We start from the raw sequence: 22581 nt of genomic DNA, 5'->3' as shown, positions 1-22581 counted from the left end.
CGGAAGCTAAGCCCTCCAGCGCCGATGGTACTGCACTCGTGAGGGTGTGGGAGAGTAGGACACCGCCGGACAATCTTCCAAATAGGGCCACCCCTTCAAGGGGTGGCCCTATTTGCGTTCACCGCCCTGCTATTGATCCACCCGCTTTCACGGAAACCGGGGCATCCGTAGCCGGCTGATGCCCTGCTTTCCAGGAAGACGAGTCGACCCGGGCGGACGTACCTCATGGGCGCAGAGGGCGACCGCCGACGGCGCGGGGGCGGATCAGTCGCGGGTCTGCATGTCGGCGCGGAGATCGCGCAGCAGAGCGCCGGCGTCGTCGACGGACCGTCCGGGGAACATGGCCATCACGACGCTGCCGTGGTCGGCCCAACCACACACCGCGAAGTCGCCACCCTCGCCCGTGGTGCTGCCGCACTTCATCACGCCGCCCAGCCCGCCCGCGGGGACCTCGCGCAGGCCGGTCACCGCACCCGTCTCGTCGGACATCAGGCCGAACAGGCTTGTGAGGTCGCGCTCCGGCTGCCACAGCAGTGTGGTGCCGCCGAAGATGAGCACCGAACGCTTGTCGTCCGCCGGGTCGCGGTAGACGGTGCCGAAGCTGCGGTCCAGCTCGATGTCCGCGGCCAGGCCGCTGCGCAGGTAGTCCGCTGTGCTCTTCGCCCGCTCGCTGTCGTCCCGCGTCAACCCCGCCACCTGATCGGGGGAACTCAACCGGGTGTCCTTCTGCTGCACCACCCGCCACCCAGCGAGGGTCAGCGCGCCCGCGCCCGCGAGGCCCACCGCCAGCGCGGCAGCCCAGGCGATCCGGCGACGCCGGGACCAGCCACCGGAACGCTCCTCGGGGGCGCCTCCGGTGTCCCGGGTGCTCAGTTGGATCGGCTCCTCGGTCAGCTCGACAGGGTCGCGACCGCCGTCGAGCGGACGCTCAGTGAGATGTGCGTCGGACATAGCCGACACCGTACGCGAATGGCAGGTGGCGCACGTCGGGTCTGTGAAAGCCCTCCGTAGACTTGTCAGGTGACCGAGAGACTGGATGCCCGACGCCCCGACGCCCCGACCCTTGCCGGCCAGTACCTGCCAGCCGAGGTAGAGCAGCGACGGTACGAGCAGTGGGTAGCCGGCGGCCACTTCCGGGCCTCAGCGACCAGCGACAAGCCGCCCTTCACGATCGTGATCCCGCCGCCGAATGTCACCGGCTCTCTGCACATGGGTCACGCCCTGGACCACACGGTCCAGGACGCTCTGGTGCGGCGTAAGCGGATGCAGGGCTTCGAGACGCTCTGGCTGCCGGGTATGGACCATGCGGGCATCGCTACCCAGAACGTCGTCGAGCGGCAGCTCGCCGCCGAGGGTCTGTCCCGCCATGACCTGGGTCGGGAGAAGTTCGTCGAGCGGGTCTGGCAGTGGAAGGCCGAGTCCGGTGGTGCGATCCTCGGCCAGATGCGCCGACTCGGTGACTCCGTCGACTGGGACCGCGAGCGCTTCACAATGGACGAGGGCCTGTCGCGGGCCGTCCAGACGATCTTCAAGAAGCTCTTCGACGACGGTCTCATCTACCGGGCGAACCGGATCATCAACTGGTGTCCGCGCTGCCTGACCGCGCTCTCCGACATCGAGGTCGAGCACACCGACGACGACGGCGAGCTGATCTCCATCCGGTACAGCGACGAGGTAGTGGTCGCCACCACCCGGGCCGAGACGATGCTCGGCGACACCGCCGTGGCCGTGCACCCCGACGACGAGCGGTACAAGCACCTGATCGGCACCGAGGTCGAGCTGCCACTGACCGGCCGTCGCATCCCGATCGTCGCGGACGCGCACGTCGACCCGTCCTTCGGCACCGGCATGGTCAAGGTGACGCCCGCCCACGACCCCAACGACTTCGAGATCGGTCAGCGCCACGACCTGCCCGCGCCCACCGTGATGGACGAGCGCGGCGTGATCACCGTGCCCGGCCCGTTCGAAGGGCTGGACCGGTTCGAGGCGCGGCCCGCGATCGTGGCTGCGCTGCGCGAGCAGGGCCGGATCGTGGCTGAGAAGCGCCCGTACGTGCACGCGGTCGGGCACTGCTCGCGGTGCAAGACGACAGTCGAGCCGCGGCTGTCGCTGCAGTGGTTCGTCAACACCGCTCCGCTGGCCCAGGCGGCCGGCGATGCGGTCCGCGACGGCCGGGTGCGTATCGAGCCGGCCGACCTGGCCAAGCGCTACTTCGCCTGGGTCGACAACATGCACGACTGGTGCATCTCCCGCCAGCTGTGGTGGGGGCACCGCATCCCTGTCTGGTACGGCCCGCAGGGCGAGATCGTGTGCGTCGGCCCCGACGAGCAGCCGCCGACCGGCGAGGGCTGGCACCAGGACGAGGACGTTCTCGACACCTGGTTCTCCAGCGGTCTGTGGCCGTTCTCCACGCTCGGCTGGCCCGAGCAGACCCCGGAGCTTGCGAAGTTCTACCCGACGAGCGTTCTGGTCACCGGCTACGACATCCTGTTCTTCTGGGTCGCCCGGATGATGATGTTCGGCCTGTACGCGATGGACGGCCGGCCGCCGTTCGACGTTGTCGCCCTGCACGGCATGGTGCGCGACCAGTTCGGCAAGAAGATGTCGAAGTCGTTCGGCAACGTGGTCGACCCGCTGGACTGGATCGACCGGTACGGCGCTGACGCCACCCGCTTCACGCTGGCCCGGGGCGGCAACCCCGGTCAGGACGTTCCGGTCAGCGAGGAGTGGTGCCAGGGCTCGCGCAACTTCTGCAACAAGCTCTGGAACGCCACCCGCTTCGCCCTGATGAACGGGGCGCACACCAACGGTGACCTGCCACCCGTCGAGCAGCTCTCCACCGTCGACAGGTGGATTCTGTCCCGACTGGCGCACGTCACCGCCGAGGTCGACGAGCAGTTCGAGGCGTACGAGTTCGCGAAGGTGTGCGATTTGCTCTACCACTTCGCCTGGGACGACGTCTGCGACTGGTACGTCGAGTTGAGCAAGCCGGTGCTCGCCGAGGGCGGCGAGCGGGCGGAGGCCAGCCGCCGGGTGCTCGGGCATGTCCTGGACCAGCTGCTGCGGCTGCTGCACCCGGTCATCCCGTTCGTCACCGAGGAGCTGTGGCTCGCGCTGACCGGCGGCGACACGGTGCAGTACGCGGCCTGGCCGGTGGCCGACCGGGCGCTCATCGACGACGCCGCCGAGGCCGAGCTGGCAAGTGTGCAGCGGGTCGTCACCGAGATCCGTCGGTTCCGCTCCGACCAGGGGCTGCGCCCGACGCAGCGGGTGGCCGCCCGGCTCGACGGGCTGACCGGGGCTGGCATCGCCGCGCACGAGCCGCTGATCCGGTCGCTGGTGCGGCTGGACCCGGCCGGCGACGACTTCCAGGCCAGCGCCACGCTGGCCATGCCCGGCGCGGTCGGTGTCGCGTTGGACACCCGGGGGACGATCGACGTGGCCGCCGAGCGTGCCCGGCTGACCAAGGACCGCGCTGCGGCCCAGAAGGAGGTCACGCAGGCGAAGGCGAAGCTCGACAACCCAGCCTTCATCGGCAAGGCCCCCGAGCCGGTCGTCGCGAAGATCCGCGACCGACTGGCCACCGCCGAGGCCGACCTGGTCCGGATCGATGCTGCCCTGGAGGCGCTTCCCTCGTGACCGACCGTACCGAATTCGCCGCCGCCGAGGCCGAGCTCGCCGCCCGCGGTTTCACCCGCATGGTCTTCGAGCTCGACCGGATCGAGTCACTGCTCGACCTGCTCGGCAGCCCGCAACGGGCGTACCCGGCGATCCACCTGACCGGCACCAACGGCAAGACCTCCACCGCGCGGATGATCGACTCGTTGCTCCGGGCGTTCGGGCTGCACACCGGCAGGTACACCAGTCCGCACCTGGAGACCGTCCGGGAGCGCATCAGCCTGGACGGCGAGCCGGTGAGCGAGGAACGGTTCGCGGCGGTTTACCAGGAGGTCAAGCCGCTGGCCGAGCTGGTCGACGCCCGCTCGGACGAACCGCTGACGTACTTCGACATGACCACCGCGTTGGCGTTCGCGACGTTCGCCGACGCGCCCGTCGACATCGCTGTGGTCGAGGTCGGGCTCGGCGGTGCCGAGGACGCCACAAACGTCATCCAGGCCGGGGTCTGCGTCATCACCCCGATCGGCCTTGACCACACCGAGTGGCTCGGCGACACGCTCCAGGACATCGCGCTGGCCAAGGCCGGCATCATCCACCCGGGCGCCACAGTTATCGCGGCGGCGCAGGAGGAGGAGGCCGCGCGTCCCCTCCTCGAACGCTGCTCCGAGGTGGGCGCCACCATCGCGCGGGAGGGCGCCGAGTTCGGCGTGCTGAGCCGCGCGGTAGCGGTCGGCGGGCAGGTGCTCACCCTCCAGGGTCTGGGCGGTGTCTACGACGACGTGTTCATCCCGCTGCACGGGGCACATCAGGCGCAGAACGCGGCGGTGGCGCTCGCCGCCGTGGAAGCGTTCCTGGGCGCCGGGGCGCGGCGTCAGCTGGACGTCGAAGCCGTACGGGAGGGCTTTGCCACGGCCAGCTCACCGGGTCGGCTGGAGCGGGTCCGCAGCGCGCCCACAGTCCTGCTGGACGGGGCGCACAACCCGCACGGCATGGCCGCGACAGTCACCGCACTGCAGGAGGAGTTCGCGTTCAGCAAGCTGGTGGCGGTGGTCGGTGTGCTCGCCGACAAGGACGCCGGCAGTCTGCTGGAGCTGCTGGAGCCGGTGGCTGACGTGGTGGTCGTGACCCGGAACAGCTCGCCCCGGGCGATGCCGACGAAGGAACTCGCCGCTCTGGCGGCCGAGGTGTTCGGCGAGGACCGGGTCGAGGTGGCCGAGGAGATGCCGGACGCGATCGAGCTGGCGGTGGCGCTCACCGAGGAGGACGTCCCCGGTGAGCTGAGCGGGGTCGGTGTGCTGATCACGGGTTCCGTGGTCACGGTGGCGGACGCCCGTCGGCTGTTGAAGCGATGACCGGCCCGGAGCGGGACCCCCGGACCGCAGAGCAGCCGCCAGCGGAGCGACCGCCGGCGGACCAGCCACTGGCGGACCAGCCAACAGCGGACCAGCCGCCCGCTGGGCAGCCGCGCCGTTCCGGGTTGCGTAACCCGGAACGGGCGGTACGCGGTCTGGGCGCCGGGACTCTCAGCCTGGAGGCGCTGGTTCTGCTGCTGGCGATCCAGCCGATCCGGGTCGTCGGCGGTGATCTCAGCGGCACCGCGATCGGCGTGGTGGTGGCCCTGGCTGTGGTCGCCGTGCTGCTCGCCGGCATGATGCGCCGCCAATGGGCCTGGCACGCCGGCACCGTGTTCCAGGGCCTGCTGATGCTCGCCGGCCTGCTGCACTGGTCGCTGCTCGCGTTGGGCATCATCTTCGCCCTGGTCTGGGCGTACGCGCTGCACGTCCGCCGGGTCATCCTCGGCTGAACGCGCTGCCCCACCGGCTCACGGCGGAGGGCCAGCGGCGTCGGGTGACACCGTATGGACCACGCAGGGCATATGGAGGGGCCGGGGTCAGGCGTCGGCGCGTTCGCGCCACTGGGTGAGGGCGATGCCGTGGCCGTCCGGGTCCCGGAATGCCGCCGCCCACACCTCCAGCTTGCTGCCCCGGCTGACCACCCGGGGGGCGTAGGTGAAACGGACGCCGGAGTCGCGCATCCGCTCGTACGCGCCCTCGATGTCGTCCACTTCGAGGTTGACGTGTACCAGTCGGCGGCTGATCGGCGCGGCCTCGGTCAGCTCACGCAGCACCAGCCGGGTCGTGCCGGAGGCGAGCACCGCGTTGCCGGTGCCCCTGTCGAACTCGGTGAAGCCGAGCCGGTCGCGGTAGAAGGTGAGCGATCGGGAAAGGTCGGTGACCAGCAGCGTGAGGCCGACGCCGCTGATCGGGCCGGCCGGGTCAGCCACGGCCGCGTCGTCGTACCCGAAGATCGCTTCGTCCAGTTCCTCGGCGGTGACGGTCTCGGGGGCCGCTGCGCCCGTGGCCGGGTCGTCCAGCGGCAGGTCCAGGGGGTCCAGCGGGTCCGCGCCGCCGGGGCCGGTGCGCTGACCGGGCGGCGGATCAAAGCGCTGCGCTGCGGGTGGATCAAGGAGCTGCGTGGCGGGCGGGTCGAGGCGTTCCTCCGCCGCTGCGGGCCGGTCGTCCTCCGGCGGGCGCGGCGCGGGCGTGGTGGCCCGTCGGGGCAGGCCGCCGGCCTGCTGCTCGACCAAGACGCCCTCCAGTACCACCCGGCCGCTCGGGCTGTGGCTCATGACCACCGGTTCGTGCTCGTCCGCCGGGACGATGTCGTCGTCGAGCAGCGGATCAGGGTCACGCGGGGCGCGGAACGGGTCGGAGTCGTGCGGATCCCGGAACGGATCGCCGCTGCGCGGGTCGCGGAACGGGTCGTCACCGCGCGGATCCCGGAACGGGTCGTCGCCGCGCGGGTCGCGGAAGTCGTCCCGGAAGTCGTCGTCCGCCGCGCGGCCCGCCCACGGCGGGGCGTCCTGCTGGATCAGCATCTCGTCCACGGCGTCGACGTCGGCGAACTCCGGCGGGAGGTCGGCGACGGCCGCCGCCATCTCGGCGTGGGTCGGCACCTCGTCCCACAGGACCTTGACGTGCCGCTGGTCGTCCAGCGCGACCCGGATCGGCAGGGCCTGACCCAGCGACGGCCACTTGGAGACCGGCACCCGCGGCTCGATGATCTTCTTGGACCGGGGCGGCAGGCCCGGCGCGTCGAGGACCAGTTGCAGCTCGCAGCGGCCGAACGCGTACTGGGTGGGTGGTTCGGAGGCGCTGTGCACGTGGCCGACACCGACCACCCAGGTGCGCCCACCGCCGCGTACGGTGGCCAGCGCGATCGCCAGCACCAGCAGGGCGACCCCGAGCGCCACGATGGCCCAGCTGGTCATGCCCAGCCCGAAGAGGACGACGAACGTGGCCACGGTGCCGAGCACCGCGCCGATCAACTTGCGTACCGGCGCGATGGGCCGGTTCCCGCCATTCGCCACAGTGGACCTCCCGGGGGTCAGGGCCAGGCTAGGCCGGATCGGCCACCGGGGGAAAGACCGGCCGCCGCGCCGGCGCCGGGACCGGGTCGCTAGGCTGACCGTACCGAGCCCGAGCGTTCTGCGCGTACAGGAGGAACCCAGCGTGTCCAGCAACAGCCCGGATGAGCGCAGCCTCGTTCTGATCAAGCCCGACGCGGTCCGCCGGGGTCTGGTCGGCGAGGTCCTCTCCCGCTTCGAGCGCAAGGGGCTGCGGATCGACGCGATGACGCACCGGACGATGGACGCGGCGCTCGCCGACGAGCACTACGCCGAGCACGTCGACAAGCCGTTCTACCCGCCGCTGAAGGACTTCATGACCAGCGGCCCGCTTGTGGCCCTGGTGCTCTCCGGCGACCAGGTCATCGACGTGGTACGAGGGCTGGTCGGCGCGACCGACGGCCGCAAGGCCGCCGCCGGCACGATCCGGGGCGACCTGTCGCTGTCCAACCGGGAGAACCTGGTGCACGCCTCCGACTCGCCGGACAGCGCCAAGCGCGAGATCGCGCTCTGGTTCCCCGAGCTGGGCTGAGCACAGCCTCTGCCGCACCTGGGCCCGTCGGCCGCGAACGGGGCTGACCCGAGCGGTCGACGCGGGCTCGCGGCGCGGATCAGTCGACCGGCGGTAGCTTCGCCGGGTTGCCCACCACGTAGATCCCGGTGATCCGGCCATCGGCAGCGGCGACCGTCAGCGTGTAGCGGTCGCCGTTCGCGCGGGTCAGCAGGGCTGCGGGTTCGCCGTTCAACTCCAGCCGCCGCACCGCCCAGATCCGGCCCGTCCCGTAGATCCCTGCGAAGAACCGGGCTATCCGGTCGGCGCCCGCGATGGGGTTGCGGGCGGCCTGCGCCCGACCGCCGCCGTCGTTCCACGCCGTGGCGTCCGCGGCGACCAGACCGGTGAGCGTCGCCAGGTCCCCGTTCCGGGCGGCGGCCAGGAACGCCTCCAACAGCCGCTCGCGCTCCGACCGGCTGGCGGTGAACCGACGCCGTTCCTGGCGTACGCGGGCGGTAGCGCGGTGGTGCAGCTGCCGGCAGTCCTCGGGAGTACGGTCCAGGATCTCGGCGATCTCCGCGTACGGCAGCTCGAAGGCGGTGTGCAGGACGTACACCGCGCGCTCCGGTGGGGTGAGCCGCTCCAGCACGTGCAGCAGGGCGGCGGACAGCGAGTCGCGCAGCTCAGCGGTGTCCAACGGCCCGAACGGGGAGGGCTCGGTCGGCACCGGCTCGGGCAGCCACGGCCCGACGTACGTCTCGCGGGTCGCCTGCCGCGCACGCAGCCGGTCCAGGGCCAGCCGCGTCACGACCCGGGACAGGTAGCGGCGGGGCTCGGCCACCGTCGAGCGGTCCACACCCAGCCAGCGCAGGTACGCCTCCTGGAGTACGTCCTCGGCGTCGTGCCGGCTGCCGAGCAGGCGGTAGGCCAGGCCGAGCAGCATCGGCCGGTGCGCCTGGAGCGCACCGGCCGCCTGCGTCGCCTCGGTCGTCACACCTGGGCCGGAAGCTCCGTGCGCATGGTGACCGCCAGTCGATTCCACACGTTGATTGTGGCAATCGCGAGGACCAGGTCGGCCAGTTCCTTCTCCGACCAGACCTTCGCGGCGGCGTCCCAGACGTCGTCCGGCACCCCGTGGTCGCCGAGGCGGGTCACCGCGTCGGTGAGGGCCAGCGCGGTGCGTTCCCGTTCGTCGAAGAACGGCGCCTCGCGCCAGGTGGCCACCGCGAACAGCCGCCGGCTCGACTCGCCGGCGCCGAGCGCGTCCCGGCTGTGCATGTCCACGCAGAAGGCGCAGCCGTTCAACATCGACGCCCGCAGCTTGACCAGCTCCAGGACCGTGTGGTCGACGTTCGACCGGACGTACTGCTCCAGGCCCAGCACGGCCCGGTATCCCTGCGGCACGACCTCGTGTGCGTTCATCCGCTGCATGACTACCTCCCTGATCGGTTGCGACACCGACATGACGGACCGAGCGGGGTGCGCCGTGACAGCTCCGGCTGTGATCCCGGTCATGCGGTCCGCAGGGGTTCAGCCGCGGTTCGCCGGGACGGTGTCGGCGCGGGGGCGGGGAATCCGAGGATCGCCGGCGCGGGCGGTGCTGGGCGGGCCGGCGGGGCGTCGCCGCGCGGGTCGGGCCGCGACACCCGGCCGGCAAGCCGACGGCCCAACTCGATCACGGGTAGATGGACTGGATCAGATACATCGAGTACGACCGTTCACCCACCAACACCATCGCCCGCGTGCCCAGACCCCGGGCGAGGACGCCGCGCGAGAGCAGGGCCGGCAGCAGCAGGGCGGCCGCGATCATGAGGTTGGCGGGCGATCTGGTGATCCACTCGCCCGTCAACCTCATGATCGACAGCGTGAGGCAGCGTGAGGCGGGTGGGCGGGGATTACTCGGGGGCGGGGTGGGGGGTGGATCGAGTATCGTTGTGCACCGTAAGGCGATGACCCGGCCATCACCGGTGAGCCTCCGGAAGAACAGCCGGGCAACCGGCCCAGTAGAACCGGACGGGTTCGGCCCGTCACAGCCGACAATGAGCGGGCGGTCGATCCTGACCGCCAAGCGGGGTGGTACCGCGGACCACCCGGGAGCGCCGTCTCAGGCGTACCCCGGAAGGTTCGTCCTCGCAGACCCACGTTGAGTGAGCTGCGCGAGGAGAGCGACCCCCGATGGCCTATCCGATGCACGACCCGACCGCCGCCGGTGTCCCGGCGAGCCCGGACCTGCCCGCGGTCGAGCGCCGGGTGCTGGAGCACTGGACGGCCGACAAGACCTTCGAGGCGTCCGTCGAGGCCCGCCCGGCCGGTGACGACGGCAAGAACGAGTACGTCTTCTACGACGGCCCGCCGTTCGCAAACGGCCTGCCGCACTACGGCCACCTGTTCACCGGGTACGTCAAGGACGTGGTGCCGCGCTACCAGACAATGCGCGGGCGGCACGTCGAGCGGCGCTTCGGCTGGGACTGTCACGGCCTGCCCGCCGAGGTGGTGGCCGAGAAGCAGCTCGGCATCACAAGCAAGGCGGAGATCCTCGACCTGGGCGTGGCCCGGTTCAACGAGGCGTGCCGCACGTCGGTGCTGGAGTTCACCCAGGACTGGGAGCGGTACATCAACCGGCAGGCCCGGTGGGTCGACTTCGCCAACGACTACAAGACCCTCGACCTGGACTACATGGAAAGCGTCATGTGGGCCTTCAGGACCCTGCACGACAAGGGCCTGATCTACGAGGGTTTCCGGGTGCTGGCGTACTGCTGGCGCTGCGAGACGCCGCTGTCGAACACCGAGACCCGGATGGACGACGTCTACCGGGACCGGCACGACCCGACGCTTACCGTGTGGTTCGAGCTGACCCCGGACGAGCGTGCCCCGGAGCTGGTCCGCGGGCCGGTCAGGCTCGGCGTCTGGACCACCACGCCGTGGACCCTGCCGTCCAACCTCGCGCTCGCCGTCGGCCCGGACATCCGGTACGCGGTGCTGGAGCGCGACGGCCAGCGGTACGTGGTCGGGGAGTCCCGGCTCGGGGCTTATGCCAAGGAGTTGGAGGGATACGAGCAGGTCGGCTGGGTGACCGGCAAGGCTCTGGTCGGCCGCCGCTACACGCCTCTGTTCGACTTCCTCGTCGAGCAGGCCGGCGACAACGCCTACCAGGTGCTCGGCGCGGAGTTCGTCACCACCGAGGACGGCACCGGGATCGTGCACCTCGCACCGGCGTTCGGTGAGGACGACCAGAACGTCTGCAACGCCGCAGGCATCCCCACAATCGTCACTGTCGACGACCACACCCGGTTCACATCGCTGGTCCCGCCGTACCAGGGTGAGCAGGTCTTCGACGTCAACAAGCCGGTGATCCGGGAGCTGAAGGAGCGGGGGGTGGTGCTCAAGCAGGACACCTACACCCACTCGTACCCGCACTGCTGGCGCTGCGACACCCCGCTCGTCTACAAGGCGGTGTCGTCGTGGTTCGTGGCCGTGACAAAGTTCAAGGACCGGATGGTCGAGCTCAACCAGGAGATCAACTGGACGCCCGGCCACATCAAGGACGGCTCGTTCGGCAAATGGCTGGCCAATGCCCGCGACTGGTCGATCAGCCGCAACCGGTTCTGGGGCTCGCCCATCCCGGTGTGGAAGTCCGACGACCCGAACTACCCGCGCCTGGACGTCTACGGCTCGCTCGCCGACATCGAGCGGGACTTCGGCGTACGCCTGACCGACCTGCACCGACCGGCGGTGGACGACCTGGTCCGCCCCAACCCGGACGACCCGACCGGCAAGTCGATGATGCGCCGGGTGCCGGAGGTGCTGGACTGCTGGTTCGAGTCCGGGTCGATGCCGTTCGCCCAGGTGCACTACCCGTTCGAGAACGCGGACTGGTTCGAGCACCACTACCCGGGTGACTTCATCGTCGAGTACATCGGGCAGACCCGCGGCTGGTTCTACACGATGCACGTGCTGGCCACCGCGCTGTTCGACAGGCCGGCGTTCCGTAACTGCCTGAGCCACGGCATCCTGCTCGGCTCGGACGGGCGCAAGATGTCCAAGAGCCTGCGCAACTACCCGGACGTCTACCACATCTTCGACGCGTACGGGTCGGACGCGATGCGCTGGATGCTGATGTCGTCACCGGTGCTGCGCGGCGGAGACATGGCGGTCACTGAGGCGGGCATCCGCGACGCCGTCCGGCAGGTGCTGCTGCCGCTGTGGAACGTGTGGTACTTCTTCTCGCTCTACGCCAACGCCGACGGGCACACCGCCCGCCGCCGCACCGACTCGACGCACCTGCTCGACAGGTACGTGCTGGCCAAGACCAACGAGCTGGTGTCGACTGTCGGCGCGCAGATGGACGCGTACGACATCTCGGGTGCGTGCGCCACCGTCCGGTCCTACCTGGACGCACTTACCAACTGGTACGTGCGCCGCTCCCGGGACCGCTTCTGGGCCGGCGACGCGGAGGCGTTCGACACGTTGTGGACGGTGCTGGAGACGCTCTGCCGGGTGGTGGCGCCGCTGGCGCCGCTGACCGCGGAGGAGATCTGGCGTGGCCTGACCGGTGAACGGTCGGTGCACCTGACCGACTGGCCCTCGGCGGAGGACTTCCCGGCCGACCACGAGCTGGTTGCCGCGATGGACGCCACCCGGGCGGTCGCCTCGGCGGCGCTGTCGCTGCGCAAGGCCAAGGGTCTGCGGGTGCGTCTGCCGCTGTCGAAGCTGACAGTGGCAACGCCCGCGGCGGAGCAGCTGCGCCCGTTCGCCGACCTGGTCACCGACGAGGTCAACGTGAAGGTCGTGGAGTTCAGCGCGGACCTGGCCGAGTACTGCCAGCAGGTGCTGACAGTGGTGCCCCGGGCTCTCGGCCCGCGCGTCGGCAAGCAGGTCCAGCAGGTGATCAAGGCGGTCAAGGCCGGCGACTGGGAGCTTGTCGACGGCGCCCCGGTGGCCGCCGGCATCACCCTGGCCGAGGGCGAGTACGAGCTGCGGCTCGTCGCGGCCGACGCCGAGCACTCCGCGCCGCTGCCCGCCGGTGAGGGCGTGGTGGTGCTCGACACCGAGGTCACCCCGGAGCTGGCCGCCGAGGGGCTGGCCCGCGACGTGGTGCGGGTGGTGCAGCAGGCCCGCCGCGACGCCGACCTGAACGTCTCGGACCGGATCGCGGTGTCGGTGTCGGCGTCGGAGGAGGTGCGCGCGGCGGTGGCCGCGTACGGCGACTTCGTGGCCCGCGAGGTGCTGGCCGACTCGGTCGACTTCGCCGAAGGGCTCGACGGCTTCACCGGTGAGGTCGGCGAGGGCGACCGGGTAACGGTGGTCGTCCGCCGGGTGTAAGGAAGGGCCCCTTCCTAACGCCTGATGTATAGGAAGGGCCCCTTCCTAACGGAATATCGTCAGGGTGCGGGCGCCTCACCACCTCCGTCGGCGGAGGTGTGGAGGCGTCCGCTACCGTGACACCGCCTGTCCGCACCTCATCTGCCGGAGGACCAGTGCCCCTGCTCTACACCATCGGCAAGCTCACCGTGGCGCCCACGCTGCGGTTGGCGTTCCGCCCGACCGTGGAGGGGCTGGAGCACGTGCCGGAGACCGGCGGCGCGGTCTTCGCCGGCAACCATCTCTCGGTGGCCGACGAGCTGTTCCTCGGCACGGTGGTGCCCCGCCACCTGGCGTTCTGGGCGAAGTCGGAGTATTTCAAGGGCACCGGTGTGAAGGGCGCGATCTCCAAGTTCGTCCTCACCGGCCTCGGTGCCATCCCGGTCGAGCGGGCCGGCGGGCGGGCGGCACTGTCCGCGTTCGACGCCGCCATCCCGGCGCTCAGGGGCGGTGACCTGGTGGTGGTCTACCCGGAGGGCACCCGCTCGCCGGACGGCAGGCTCTACCGGGGGCGGACCGGCGCGGCCCGCCTGGCCCTCTCCGCCGGAGTGCCGATCATCCCGGTCGGCATGATCGGTACGGACAAGGCGCAACCGATCGGCGCCCGGGTGCCCCGCCCCGGCACCGCCAAGATCACTGTCCGGTTCGGCAAGCCACTGGACTTCACCGGCCGCCCGGACGACCGCGCCTCGCTGCGGCAGATGACCGACGAGCTGATGAGCGAGATCCAGAAGCTCACCGGCCAGGAGTACGTGCCGCGCTACGCCCCGCCGCGCGCCCACCCGGACCCGACCCGCGACGCCTGACGATCCGCGCCCGTGGGCCTGCCACCTCTGGCGGCCCACGACGCCCAGCGGCCTGCCACCCCCTGACAGTTCCGCGACGCCCGGCGGCCTGCCACCCCTGACAGGCCCGCGACGCCTGCCGGCCTGCCACGCCCACCGGCCCGCACCGAGCAGGGCTGCGGCTCAGCCCTGCTCGGGTCGGACGATCTCACGGCGCAGTGTGTGCAGCAGGTCGGCGCTGTCGGAGACGGACAGCCGGGTGAACACCCCGGTGGCGATGCTGCCGTGGTCCACCGACGTACAGACCACTACGTCGGTGTCGGAGGACCGGCCGACCGCGCAGCGCTCGTGCCGTCCCCGTACGCCGCTCTTCACCGTCTCGGGAGCGTCAAGCGCGTACCGCTCGCTGAGCCGGGTGATCTCCGCGTCCGCGTCCGCCTCCGGGGTCAGCCGGAAGCCGGTGCCGCCGAAGACCGTGACCCGCTTGCCGTCTGACGTGGTGTAGACGCCAGCGAAGGTGTCCTCGGCCAGCCAGTGTTCCTGGCGTACCTCGTTTTCCAACTGCCGGGCGGTCTGGGTGCTGCCGTTGTCCTGACGCAGGCTGAGGTCGGCCACCCGGTCGGGCAACGCCGCGCGGGCCGGGTACTGGGCCGAGATCGGAAACCCGTAGTAGGCCGGGCAGCCGCAGCAGCAGGCAAGCGTGAGCAGCAGCAACCAGGGCCAACGTCGGCGGCGACGCCGACGCGCGTACCCCTTGGGTGGCTCCCAGCCCGGTGGTGGCGTCGGCGGCGCCGACCGGCGGCCCTTGCGCTGCTTGGGTACCGGCGGGGCCGGCTGGACCGGCGGCTGCGGGGGTTGGACCGGCGGCGCGGGCCGGACCGGGGTGGTGGGCCTGGCGGCAGGAGGCCGTGGCGGGCCGGTGGGGTGCGCGGGAGGTGGCAGGGGAGCAGCCGGCGGCGGCGACACCGGGTGCGAGCCGACCTGGGGCGCGGGCGGCTCGGGCCACTGCCGGGTCGCCGGCGGCAGTGGGTAGTCCAACGTCGGAGGCAGCGGCGGCAGTTCGGCGGACGGCAGGTGCCAGCCGCCGGTGTCCACGCCAGCCCACGGGTCGACGGGCGTCCGGTGCTCGGGCGCCTCGTCGGGTGGAGGTGGCGGCGGGGTCGGCTCGACCGACGCGCCCCAGGCGGGCCGACGCGGCAGCGGGGGAGGCACCGGCGCGGACCCGCTCCACCGGGGCGCGGGAACGTCCTCGGTCTCGGCGGCGGATCCCGGAGTCCCCGGCTGGTCGGTGGGTCCCGGCTGGTCCGGGGCCTGGGGCTGGTCGGTGGGTCGGGCCTGGTCGGTGGCCTGCGGTTCGTCGGTGGTTGCGGGCTGGTCCGAGGGCTCCGGCTGCTTCGGGGGTACGGGTGGGGAGGTCGGCTCGTCGGCGACCGCCGGGTCATGGTCCGGCTCCGCGCCCGGGGTGCTCCCGTCGGCCGGCCGTGCTCCCGGCTGGGGCTCCGGCATCGCGGCAATCTCCTCTCGCGCCGGTCCGAGGTTAGTACCGTGTCGCCACCGCCGCTCAGCGGGCATCGAGGCGGGGCGACGGCGGGGGGTCGGTACGGCAGGTAGAAGGTGAAGGTGCGTCGTGGCGGCGTCCGCGCGGTCGGCGCCGGGCGGGCGCGTACCCTTGGGCATCATGAGTGCCCCGTCCACGACGCCGCGTGCGGCCGCGACCAATTCCGTCTGGCCCCGGCTGGAGCCGCTGCTCCCTCAGGTTTCCAAGCCCATCCAGTACGTCGGCGGTGAGCTGGGCGCGGTGGTCAAGGACTGGGACGCGGCGACTGTGCGCTGGGCGCTCATGTATCCCGACGCGTACGAGGTGGGCCTGCCCAACCAGGGCGTGCAGATCCTCTACGAGGTGCTCAACGAGCTGCCCGACACCCTCGCCGAGCGGACGTACGCGGTCTGGCCGGACCTGGAGAACCTGATGCGCGCCCACGGCGTGCCGCAGTTCACCGTCGACGCGCACCGGCCGGTGCGCGACTTCGACGTGTTCGGCATCTCGTTCTCCACCGAGCTGGGCTACACGAACCTGCTCACGGCGATCGACCTGGCCGGCATCCCGATGCTTGCCGCGGACCGCACCGACGCCGACCCGGTGATCGTGGCCGGCGGGCACGCGGCGTTCAACCCGGAGCCGATCGCCGACTTCATCGACGCCGCAGTGCTCGGTGACGGCGAGGAGGCCGTCCTGGAGATCACCGCGATCGTCCGGGAGTGGAAGGCCGAGGGCTCCCCGGGTGGCCGCGACGAGCTGCTGCTGCGGCTGGCCCGTACCGAGAGCGTGTACGTGCCGCGCTTCTACGACGTGGACTACCTCCCGGACGGGCGGATCCAGCGGGTCGTGCCGAACCGGGCAGATGTGCCGTTCCGGGTGCACAAGCGCACGACGATGGACCTTGACGCGTGGCCGTACCCGAAAAAGCCCCTCGTGCCGCTGGCCGAGACGGTCCACGAGCGGTACGCGGTGGAGATCTTCCGGGGTTGCACACGGGGTTGCCGGTTCTGCCAGGCCGGCATGATCACCCGTCCGGTGAGGGAGCGCTCGATCACCACAGTGGGGCAGATGGTGCAGCAGGGGCTGGAGTTCTCCGGCTTCTCAGAGGTGGGCCTGCTGTCGCTGTCGTCGGCCGACCACTCCGAGATCGGCGACATGTGCTCCGGCCTGGCCGAGCAGTACGCCGGCACCAACGTCTCGCTGTCGCTGCCGTCGACCCGGGTGGACGCCTTCAACATCGACCTCGCCCAGGAGTTGTCCCGCAACGGTCGGCGGACGGGCCTGACGTTCGCCCCGGAGGGCGGGTCGGAGCGCATCCGCAAGGTCATCAACAAGATGGTGTCGAAGGAAGACCTGATCCGCACCGTCGTCACCGCGTACAGCAACGGCTGGCGGCAGGTGAAGCTCTACTTCATGTGCGGCCTGCCCACAGAGACCGACGAGGACGTCCTCGAGATCGCGGACATGGCCCACGAGGTGATCAGGGCGGGTCGGGCCGCCACCGGTTCCAAGGACATTCGCTGCACTGTCTCCATCGGCGGTTTCGTGCCGAAGCCGCACACCCCGTTCCAGTGGGCGTCAATGGTGCGCCCGGAGGTCATCGACCACCGGCTCAAGATCCTCAAGCAGGCGATCAACTCGGACCGTTCGCTGGGCCGGGCCATCGGCTACCGCTACCACGATGGCGAGCCGTCGCTGATCGAGGGCCTGCTGTCCCGAGGTGACCGCCGGGTCGGCTCGGTGATCCGCAAGGTGTGGGAGAACGGCGGCCGGTTCGACGGTTGGAGCGAGCACTTCTCGTACCAGCGCTGGGTGGACGCCGCTGCCGAGACGCTGCCGGCTTTCGGGGTGGATCTCGACTGGTACACCACCCGTGAGCGCGAGGAGTTGGAGGTCCTTCCGTGGGACCACCTCGACTCGGGGCTGGACAAGGACTGGCTCTGGCAGGACTGGCAGGACTCGGTTAGCGGCTTCGAGCAGGACGACTGCCGGTGGACGCCGTGCTTCGACTGCGGGGTCTGCCCGTCGATGGACACCGAGATCCAGATCGGCCCCACCGGCAAGAAGCTCCTGCCCCTGACCCCTCTGAAGGCATTGAAGGCCCCCTCCGCCTAACCTCCGACCGGCCCCGCCCCAGCCAGCGTTGATCATGAAGTTGTTGCCTGTGGCACCGCGTGTCGCCGACAATGACTTCATGATCAATGGTTACTGAGTTCCGAGGAGCGAGACGATCAGTAAGAAACCACAGCCGGAAGGCGGGCAGGCGCCGATCGTTCAGCGTGTCCGCATCCGGTACGCCAAGCGCGGGCCGCTCCGGTTCACCTCGCATCGGGACTTCGCCCGGGCCTTCGAACGCGCCCTGCGTCGAGCCGCCGTACCGATCGCCTTCTCCCAGGGCTTCACACCGCACCCGAAGATCTCCTACGCCAGCGCGGCGCCCACCGGGGTGGCCAGCGAGGCGGAGTACCTGGAGATCGGCCTCCAGGCGCCTGTCGACCCGGAGGCACTGCGCGTCGCGCTGGACGCCGCGCTCTCGCCAGGGCTGGACGTACTCGAAGCGGTGATCGCCGACGGCGGCAGCCTGCCGGACCGGATCGAGGCGTCGCACTGGCACATCGAGCTGCCCGAGGTCGAGCCCGCCGTGCTGCGAGCCGCCGTGGACGCGTTCAGTGCCGCCGACGAGGTGCTGGTCGAGCGGATGACCAAGCAGGGGCGACGGACGTTCGACGCCCGCGCGGCCGTGATATCGATCGATGTCCCGATGCCGACGCAGACGCCTTCCGGGGTGCCGGCCGTACCGTGTGCGATACTCGAACTGGTCGTGCGGCAGGTCACCCCGTCCGTACGGCCCGATGACGTCCTTTCCGGCCTCCGCGTGGTGGCCGACCTGGAGCCGCCGGTTTCGCCGAGGGTGACCCGGCTGGCTCAGGGCACGTTGACCGCGCAGGGTGCGATCGTGGATCCGTTGGATGCGGACCGCGGCGGGGCAGCCATCGTTGGGCGCTGACCGACGGTCAGTGCTCTGGCAGGCAGACTTCGGCGGTCGCGCACCACGCGCGCCCGGCGGAAACACTTTTGCGGCAACCCTGCGTGGCAGCGCTCACCCGCGCCCGGGGCAGCCAGAACTGGAGAACGTCCATGCTCGAGAACGAGCCCGAGGGCGGCGAACGGACCGGCTCACAGCCGGCCGGTGACACCGCTGACCAGAGCACCACCGACGGCGCTTCCGCCACGCCCGCCGGTTCGGCTCCACTGGAGCGGTCCGGTGCGGCCCCGCTGGAGCCAGTTGGTGCGCAGAGCGCGGAGTCGACCAGTGCGCAGAGCGCCGAGCCGAGCGCCGAGCCGGCTGGTGCGCAGAGCGCGGAGCCGACCAGCGCGCAGAGCGCCGAGCCTGCGGCTCCGGTGCGACGTACCCGGACGACCCGCCGTCGGGCCGCACCACTCACCCAGCCGGAGCAGACCGACGCGCCGGTCGAGGCGTCCACCGGCGGAGCGGGCAGCGCCGAGTCGCCGCAGGCGGAGGTCTTCGCCCCGATCTCCGGTGACCAGGACGTCGCCCCGAAGACCACCCGTCGCCGCCGCAAGGCAACCCCTGTCGAGGCGCCCGCCGAGGAACCGCTTGTCGCGGCCACCGCCGAGGAGGCGTCCGCCGAGGTGGTGCCGCCGGTCAAGGTGACGCGTACGCGCCGCAAGAAGGCCACGCCGCCCGCCGTCGTGGAGCCCGCAGCCGTCGAGGAGCCTCCGGCTGTGGAGGAACCCGTCGTCGAGGCGGAGCCCGTCGAGCCACCGGCGGAGTCGGACCTGCGCGAGGCGGAAGCCGAACTGAACGAGTCGGAGATCGAACCGGCCCGGTCCAGCGGCGCCGAAGAGAGCGCAGGTGACGTGCCGCCCGGTGTGGCCGTTGCCAACGTGGCGGACGAGCCGATCGAGCCGGCCGACGTCATCGAGCCGGAGCCGCCGCGTACCCGTCGTCGGCGGGCGGCGCTCTCCGCGCCCACCGTGCTGTTCATGGCGCCGCAGCCGGACGCCGTGCCGGTGACCCGCCCGGTGGAACCCGCCCCGGTCGCCGAGGAGCCGGCCGTGGAGGCCGAGCCGTCCCGTCGGCGGCGGCGCGGTCGTCGCGACGTCGAGCCGGTGGAGCCCGTCGAGGCGATCGAGGCAGAGGAAGAGCCGACCGAAGAGGCCGACGGGGCCGCCGAGGCGGACGAGGACGACGAGGACAGCGCCGCCGCGCGTCGCCGCCGTCGTCGTGGTCGCCGTGGCCGTGGCCGGGGCAAGGGCGGGGCTGACGACGCCGAGGACGAGGACTCCGAGGAAGCCGCGCAGGCCGACGAGGAAGAGACCGCCGAGGCCGAGGGCGACGAGGACGAGGAGTCCGAGGAGTCCGAGGGTGGGGACGGGCTGACCCGTCGCCGCCGCCGTCGCCGTCGCAGGGGCGCCGGTGACACCGAAGGTGCCGCCGACGACGGCGTACCCACCGTTGTCAAGATCCGTGAGCCGCGCCGTACCGTCGACGAGGTCCAGGGCGTGTCCGGCTCGACCCGGCTGGAGGCCAAGCGCCAGCGCCGCCGTGACGGCCGTGAGCAGCGGCGTACCCGGCCGCCGATCCTCAGCGAGTCGGAGTTCCTGGCCCGCCGGGAGGCTGTCGACCGGGTGATGGCGGTCCGGCAGCGCGGTGACCGCACCCAGATCGCCGTCCTGGAGGACGGGGTGCTTGTCGAGCACTACGTCACCCGTAACTCCTCGGGCACCATGGCCGGCAACGTCTACCTGGGCAAGGTGCAGAACGTGCTGCCCAGCATGGAGGCGGCGTTCGTCGACGTGGGTCGGGGCCGCAACGCGGTGCTGTACGCCGGCGAGGTCAACTGGGACACCTCCGGGCTGGAGGGTCGCGCCCGCTCGATCGAGCAGGCGCTGCGCTCCGGTGACTCGGTGCTGGTGCAGGTCACCAAGGACCCGATCGGGCACAAGGGCGCCCGGCTGACAAGCCACATCGCGCTCTCCGGCCGGCACCTGGTGTACGTGCCCAACGGCAACGCCTCCGGGATCAGCCGCAAGCTGCCGGACACCGAGCGCAAGCGGCTGCGCGACGTCCTCAAGAAGCTCGTGCCGGACGGCGCCGGCGTGATCGTCCGTACGGCCGCCGAGGGCGCCAGCGAGGACGAGCTTGCCCGCGACGTCAAGCGGCTCCAGGCGCAGTGGGAGGACATCCAGGCCAAGGCCGCCGAGGGCGGTGCGCCGGTGCTGCTCTACGAGGAGCCCGACCTGGTCATCCGCGTGGTCCGGGACCTGTTCAACGAGGACTTCCGTGAGCTGGTGATCGAGGGCGAGCAGTCGTACGGCATGGTCGAGTCGTACCTGTCGCACGTCTCCCCGGACCTGGTCGACCGGGTGCGCCGGCACGTCGGCACTACCGACATCTTCGCCGAGTACCGGATCGACGAGCAGATCATCAAGGGCCTGGACCGCAAGGTGTTCCTGCCTTCCGGCGGCTCGCTGGTGATCGACAAGACCGAGGCCATGACTGTGGTCGACGTCAACACCGGCAAGTACACCGGCTCCGGGGGCAACCTGGAGGAGACTGTCACCCGCAACAACCTGGAAGCGGCCGAGGAGATCGTCCGTCAGCTCCGGCTGCGGGACATCGGCGGCATCGTGGTGATCGACTTCATCGACATGGTGTTGGAGTCGAACCGTGAGCTGGTGCTGCGCCGGCTCACCGAGTGCCTGGGCCGGGACCGCACCAAGCACCAGGTCACCGAGATCACCTCGCTCGGTCTGGTGCAGATGACCCGTAAGCGGATCGGTGCGGGCCTGCTGGAGGCGTTCAGCGAGACCTGCGAGTGCTGCAAGGGCCGGGGCGTCATCATCCACACCGAGCCGGTGCCGGAGAAGCCCCGTACCGGTGGGGCGGGGGAGAAGGTCAAGGCGGTCGCCTCGTCGGCCCCGGCGGCCCCGCCGGTCCCGGCCGCTCCGGCCGCCGAGCAGGGCACGGCGTCCTCCCGCCGCCGGGGGCGCAAGAGCGCCTCGGCCGAGCGGGCGGTGGTCGAGGTCGTCGACACCGACACCAGCGCCGAGTCGGACGTCGACTACCAGGACACCATGGGCTACGACCTGTCCCGCTACGAGTCGGACGCCGCTGCCGGGCCTGCGGTCGCCGACGCCCAGCAGGGCGAGTCGGCCCGGTTGGCCGCGGCGGACGACCCGGACGCGCTCACCGACGGCGACACCGACGAGGAGAGCACCGAGGGCGGTGCGGGGCGTCGTCGCTCCCGCCGGGGTGGCGCGCGTCGACGGACCCGCCCCTGACGCCTGACCAGCGACGTGTTTGACGAGGTCCCTTTCCCGGCAATCTGACGGGGGAGGGACCTCGTCGTCGTGCGGTCACCCAGGCCGCTTCCGGTCAGGAGGAGAAGATGCGCCGCCTGCTCGCCGTAGCCGTGCTGGTGACCGCGCTCGCCGCCGTATCGGGTTGTTCCGCCGACCGGCCGGCCGGCGATGGCACGGCAGTTCCGACGGCGGCCGGGCCCGGGGCCACGTCCGCCGGGTCGACAGGTACGCCCTCAGCCGGCGACGCGCAGGTGTGTGCCGAGTCGCAGTAGGCCGGTACGACAGCCGTACGGGTGTACGTGGAGGAGCTGGGTGCGATGGTGGCGGCGGTGGGTGCCGGCGACAGGGCCACGGCCGAGGCTGCCCGCGTACGGGCCGAGGCGGCGCTGGCGCAGTGGCGTACCGCGCTGCGGGAACAGGCCGCCCGGGCAGCCGATCCGCAGCTCAGGACGCTGCTCAACGACATGGGCGCCGAGGTCGCCACGCTCGGCGTCGACGGTGGGTCGATCGACGAGACCGAACTCGACAGGCTCCAGCAGCGCCTCGACCAGCTCTGCGTACGCTGACCAGGGCGGGCCGGTTTGGGGTCCGGGGCTGCCATGGCGTACTCTTGCCTGCGGCGCACCTTTGGTGTGCTGAGTTCCCGTGTGCCCGCGCCGCCGTGCACTGCTACCCGGCGAGCCGCCGCGGGGACGACCGCCAGCAGCCTCAACGACAGGGAGTCCGCCTCCGATGTACGCGATCGTCAAGACCGGCGGCAAGCAGTACAAGGTCGCCGAGGGCGACGTGATCGAGGTCGAGAAGCTCACCGGTGCTCCCGGTGACGCGGTGAAGCTCACCGCGGTGCTCCTCGTCGACGGTGACGACCTGGTGACCGACGCGGCGAAGCTTGCCGAGGTCGCGGTGTCCGGCGAGATCGCCGCGCACACCAAGGGCCCGAAGATCCGGATCCACAAGTTCAAGAACAAGACCGGCTACCACAAGCGCCAGGGTCACCGCCAGCCGTTGACCCAGGTCAAGGTGACCGGCATCTCCAGCGGGAAGTAGG

General features: G+C 71.2%; 17 protein-coding genes, 1 rRNA gene and 1 pseudogene. 12 read left to right on the top strand and 7 right to left on the bottom strand.

From position 1 onward, the window contains the following. Positions 1 to 71: ribosomal RNA gene (gene rrf, locus ACPXB1_RS22730) — 5S ribosomal RNA — on the top strand; the annotation flags it as partial. A gap of 193 nt (positions 72 to 264) precedes the next feature. Here rrf and ACPXB1_RS22725 read toward each other — a convergent pair. After that, positions 265 to 951 (bottom strand): hypothetical protein, encoded by a 687-nt coding sequence (locus ACPXB1_RS22725; RefSeq protein WP_355598074.1) that lies wholly within the window; start codon positions 949 to 951, stop codon positions 265 to 267. Between the two features lie 69 nt (positions 952 to 1020). Between ACPXB1_RS22725 and ACPXB1_RS22720 the strand changes: the two genes are divergently transcribed. Genes ACPXB1_RS22720 through ACPXB1_RS22710 form a run of 3 tightly spaced genes read left to right on the top strand, consistent with a single transcriptional unit; the run spans position 1021 to position 5422 of the window. Beyond that, positions 1021 to 3639: a valine--tRNA ligase gene (locus tag ACPXB1_RS22720; protein ID WP_355598072.1), complete on the top strand. Its 2619-nt coding sequence runs from the start codon at positions 1021 to 1023 to the stop codon at positions 3637 to 3639. Next, positions 3636 to 4970, top strand: coding sequence for a bifunctional folylpolyglutamate synthase/dihydrofolate synthase (locus ACPXB1_RS22715; RefSeq protein WP_355598070.1), 1335 nt, complete (start codon positions 3636 to 3638; stop codon positions 4968 to 4970). Before ACPXB1_RS22720 ends, ACPXB1_RS22715 begins: the two co-directional genes overlap by 4 nt. Continuing rightward, positions 4967 to 5422, top strand: a complete 456-nt coding sequence (locus tag ACPXB1_RS22710) for a DUF4233 domain-containing protein (protein ID WP_355598068.1) — start codon at positions 4967 to 4969, stop codon at positions 5420 to 5422. Before ACPXB1_RS22715 ends, ACPXB1_RS22710 begins: the two co-directional genes overlap by 4 nt. An 87-nt stretch (positions 5423 to 5509) precedes the next feature. Here the strand turns inward: ACPXB1_RS22710 and ACPXB1_RS22705 are convergent, their stop codons facing one another. Continuing rightward, the gene (locus tag ACPXB1_RS22705; protein ID WP_425735762.1) at positions 5510 to 6247 is read right to left on the bottom strand and encodes a VOC family protein; all 738 of its coding nucleotides are present in this window, start codon (positions 6245 to 6247) and stop codon (positions 5510 to 5512) included. A 206-nt stretch (positions 6248 to 6453) separates the two neighbouring features. Next, a pseudogene (locus tag ACPXB1_RS22700) lies at positions 6454 to 6988 on the bottom strand (glyoxalase/bleomycin resistance/dioxygenase family protein); the annotation flags it as partial. Between the two features lie 142 nt (positions 6989 to 7130). Between ACPXB1_RS22700 and ndk the strand changes: the two are divergent. Then, a complete protein-coding gene (gene ndk, locus ACPXB1_RS22695) occupies positions 7131 to 7556 on the top strand; it encodes a nucleoside-diphosphate kinase (RefSeq protein ID WP_355598064.1) in 426 nt (141 codons plus the stop codon). Positions 7557 to 7635: 79 nt separating this feature from the next. Here the strand turns inward: ndk and sigJ are convergent, their stop codons facing one another. From sigJ to ACPXB1_RS22680, 3 genes are all read right to left on the bottom strand, one after another. Beyond that, on the bottom strand, positions 7636 to 8511 hold the full coding sequence (gene sigJ / locus ACPXB1_RS22690; protein WP_355598062.1) for an RNA polymerase sigma factor SigJ: 876 nt from the start codon (positions 8509 to 8511) through the stop codon (positions 7636 to 7638). Beyond that, positions 8508 to 8948 (bottom strand): carboxymuconolactone decarboxylase family protein, encoded by a 441-nt coding sequence (locus tag ACPXB1_RS22685; protein WP_355598060.1) that lies wholly within the window; start codon positions 8946 to 8948, stop codon positions 8508 to 8510. The genes sigJ and ACPXB1_RS22685 overlap by 4 nt, the downstream gene beginning before the upstream one ends. A gap of 244 nt (positions 8949 to 9192) precedes the next feature. Continuing rightward, the gene (locus ACPXB1_RS22680; protein ID WP_425735759.1) at positions 9193 to 9372 is read right to left on the bottom strand and encodes a hypothetical protein; all 180 of its coding nucleotides are present in this window, start codon (positions 9370 to 9372) and stop codon (positions 9193 to 9195) included. 320 nt (positions 9373 to 9692) lie between these two features. Between ACPXB1_RS22680 and ileS the strand changes: the two genes are divergently transcribed. Together ileS and ACPXB1_RS22670 are read left to right on the top strand one after the other, a co-directional pair. Next, positions 9693 to 12839 carry an isoleucine--tRNA ligase gene (gene ileS / locus ACPXB1_RS22675; RefSeq protein WP_355631516.1) on the top strand — a complete coding sequence of 1049 codons (3147 nt, stop codon included), beginning with the start codon at positions 9693 to 9695 and terminating at the stop codon, positions 12837 to 12839. A 155-nt stretch (positions 12840 to 12994) separates the two neighbouring features. Next, entirely contained in the window at positions 12995 to 13684 is a 690-nt protein-coding gene (locus ACPXB1_RS22670; protein WP_355598054.1) for a lysophospholipid acyltransferase family protein, read from the top strand. A gap of 162 nt (positions 13685 to 13846) precedes the next feature. On the opposite strand, the gene ACPXB1_RS22665 is transcribed toward ACPXB1_RS22670, so the two are convergent. Beyond that, a complete protein-coding gene (locus tag ACPXB1_RS22665) occupies positions 13847 to 15169 on the bottom strand; it encodes a hypothetical protein (protein ID WP_355631519.1) in 1323 nt (440 codons plus the stop codon). 172 nt (positions 15170 to 15341) lie between these two features. On the opposite strand from ACPXB1_RS22665, the gene ACPXB1_RS22660 reads away from it, so the two are divergent. The 5 genes from ACPXB1_RS22660 (at position 15342) to rplU (ending at position 22580) form a co-directional block, all read left to right on the top strand. Next, positions 15342 to 17318, top strand: coding sequence for a TIGR03960 family B12-binding radical SAM protein (locus ACPXB1_RS22660; RefSeq protein WP_355598050.1), 1977 nt, complete (start codon positions 15342 to 15344; stop codon positions 17316 to 17318). Between the two features lie 172 nt (positions 17319 to 17490). After that, on the top strand, positions 17491 to 18210 hold the full coding sequence (locus tag ACPXB1_RS22655) for a TIGR03936 family radical SAM-associated protein (protein WP_355598078.1): 720 nt from the start codon (positions 17491 to 17493) through the stop codon (positions 18208 to 18210). A 131-nt stretch (positions 18211 to 18341) separates the two neighbouring features. Beyond that, the gene (locus tag ACPXB1_RS22650) at positions 18342 to 21512 is read left to right on the top strand and encodes an Rne/Rng family ribonuclease (RefSeq protein WP_355631522.1); all 3171 of its coding nucleotides are present in this window, start codon (positions 18342 to 18344) and stop codon (positions 21510 to 21512) included. Positions 21513 to 21832: 320 nt separating this feature from the next. Continuing rightward, a complete protein-coding gene (locus ACPXB1_RS22645; protein ID WP_425735758.1) occupies positions 21833 to 22099 on the top strand; it encodes a hypothetical protein in 267 nt (88 codons plus the stop codon). A 166-nt stretch (positions 22100 to 22265) separates the two neighbouring features. Then, on the top strand, positions 22266 to 22580 hold the full coding sequence (rplU, locus tag ACPXB1_RS22640; protein WP_007464063.1) for a 50S ribosomal protein L21: 315 nt from the start codon (positions 22266 to 22268) through the stop codon (positions 22578 to 22580). Position 22581: the final 1 nt, after the last annotated feature.

This window comes from Micromonospora sp. DT68, from assembly GCF_049847245.1.
Taxonomy (GTDB): Bacteria; Actinomycetota; Actinomycetes; order Mycobacteriales; family Micromonosporaceae; genus Micromonospora; species Micromonospora profundi.
Note: the sequence above shows the minus strand (reverse complement) of the source record. Positions and strands in the feature narration are given on the sequence as shown.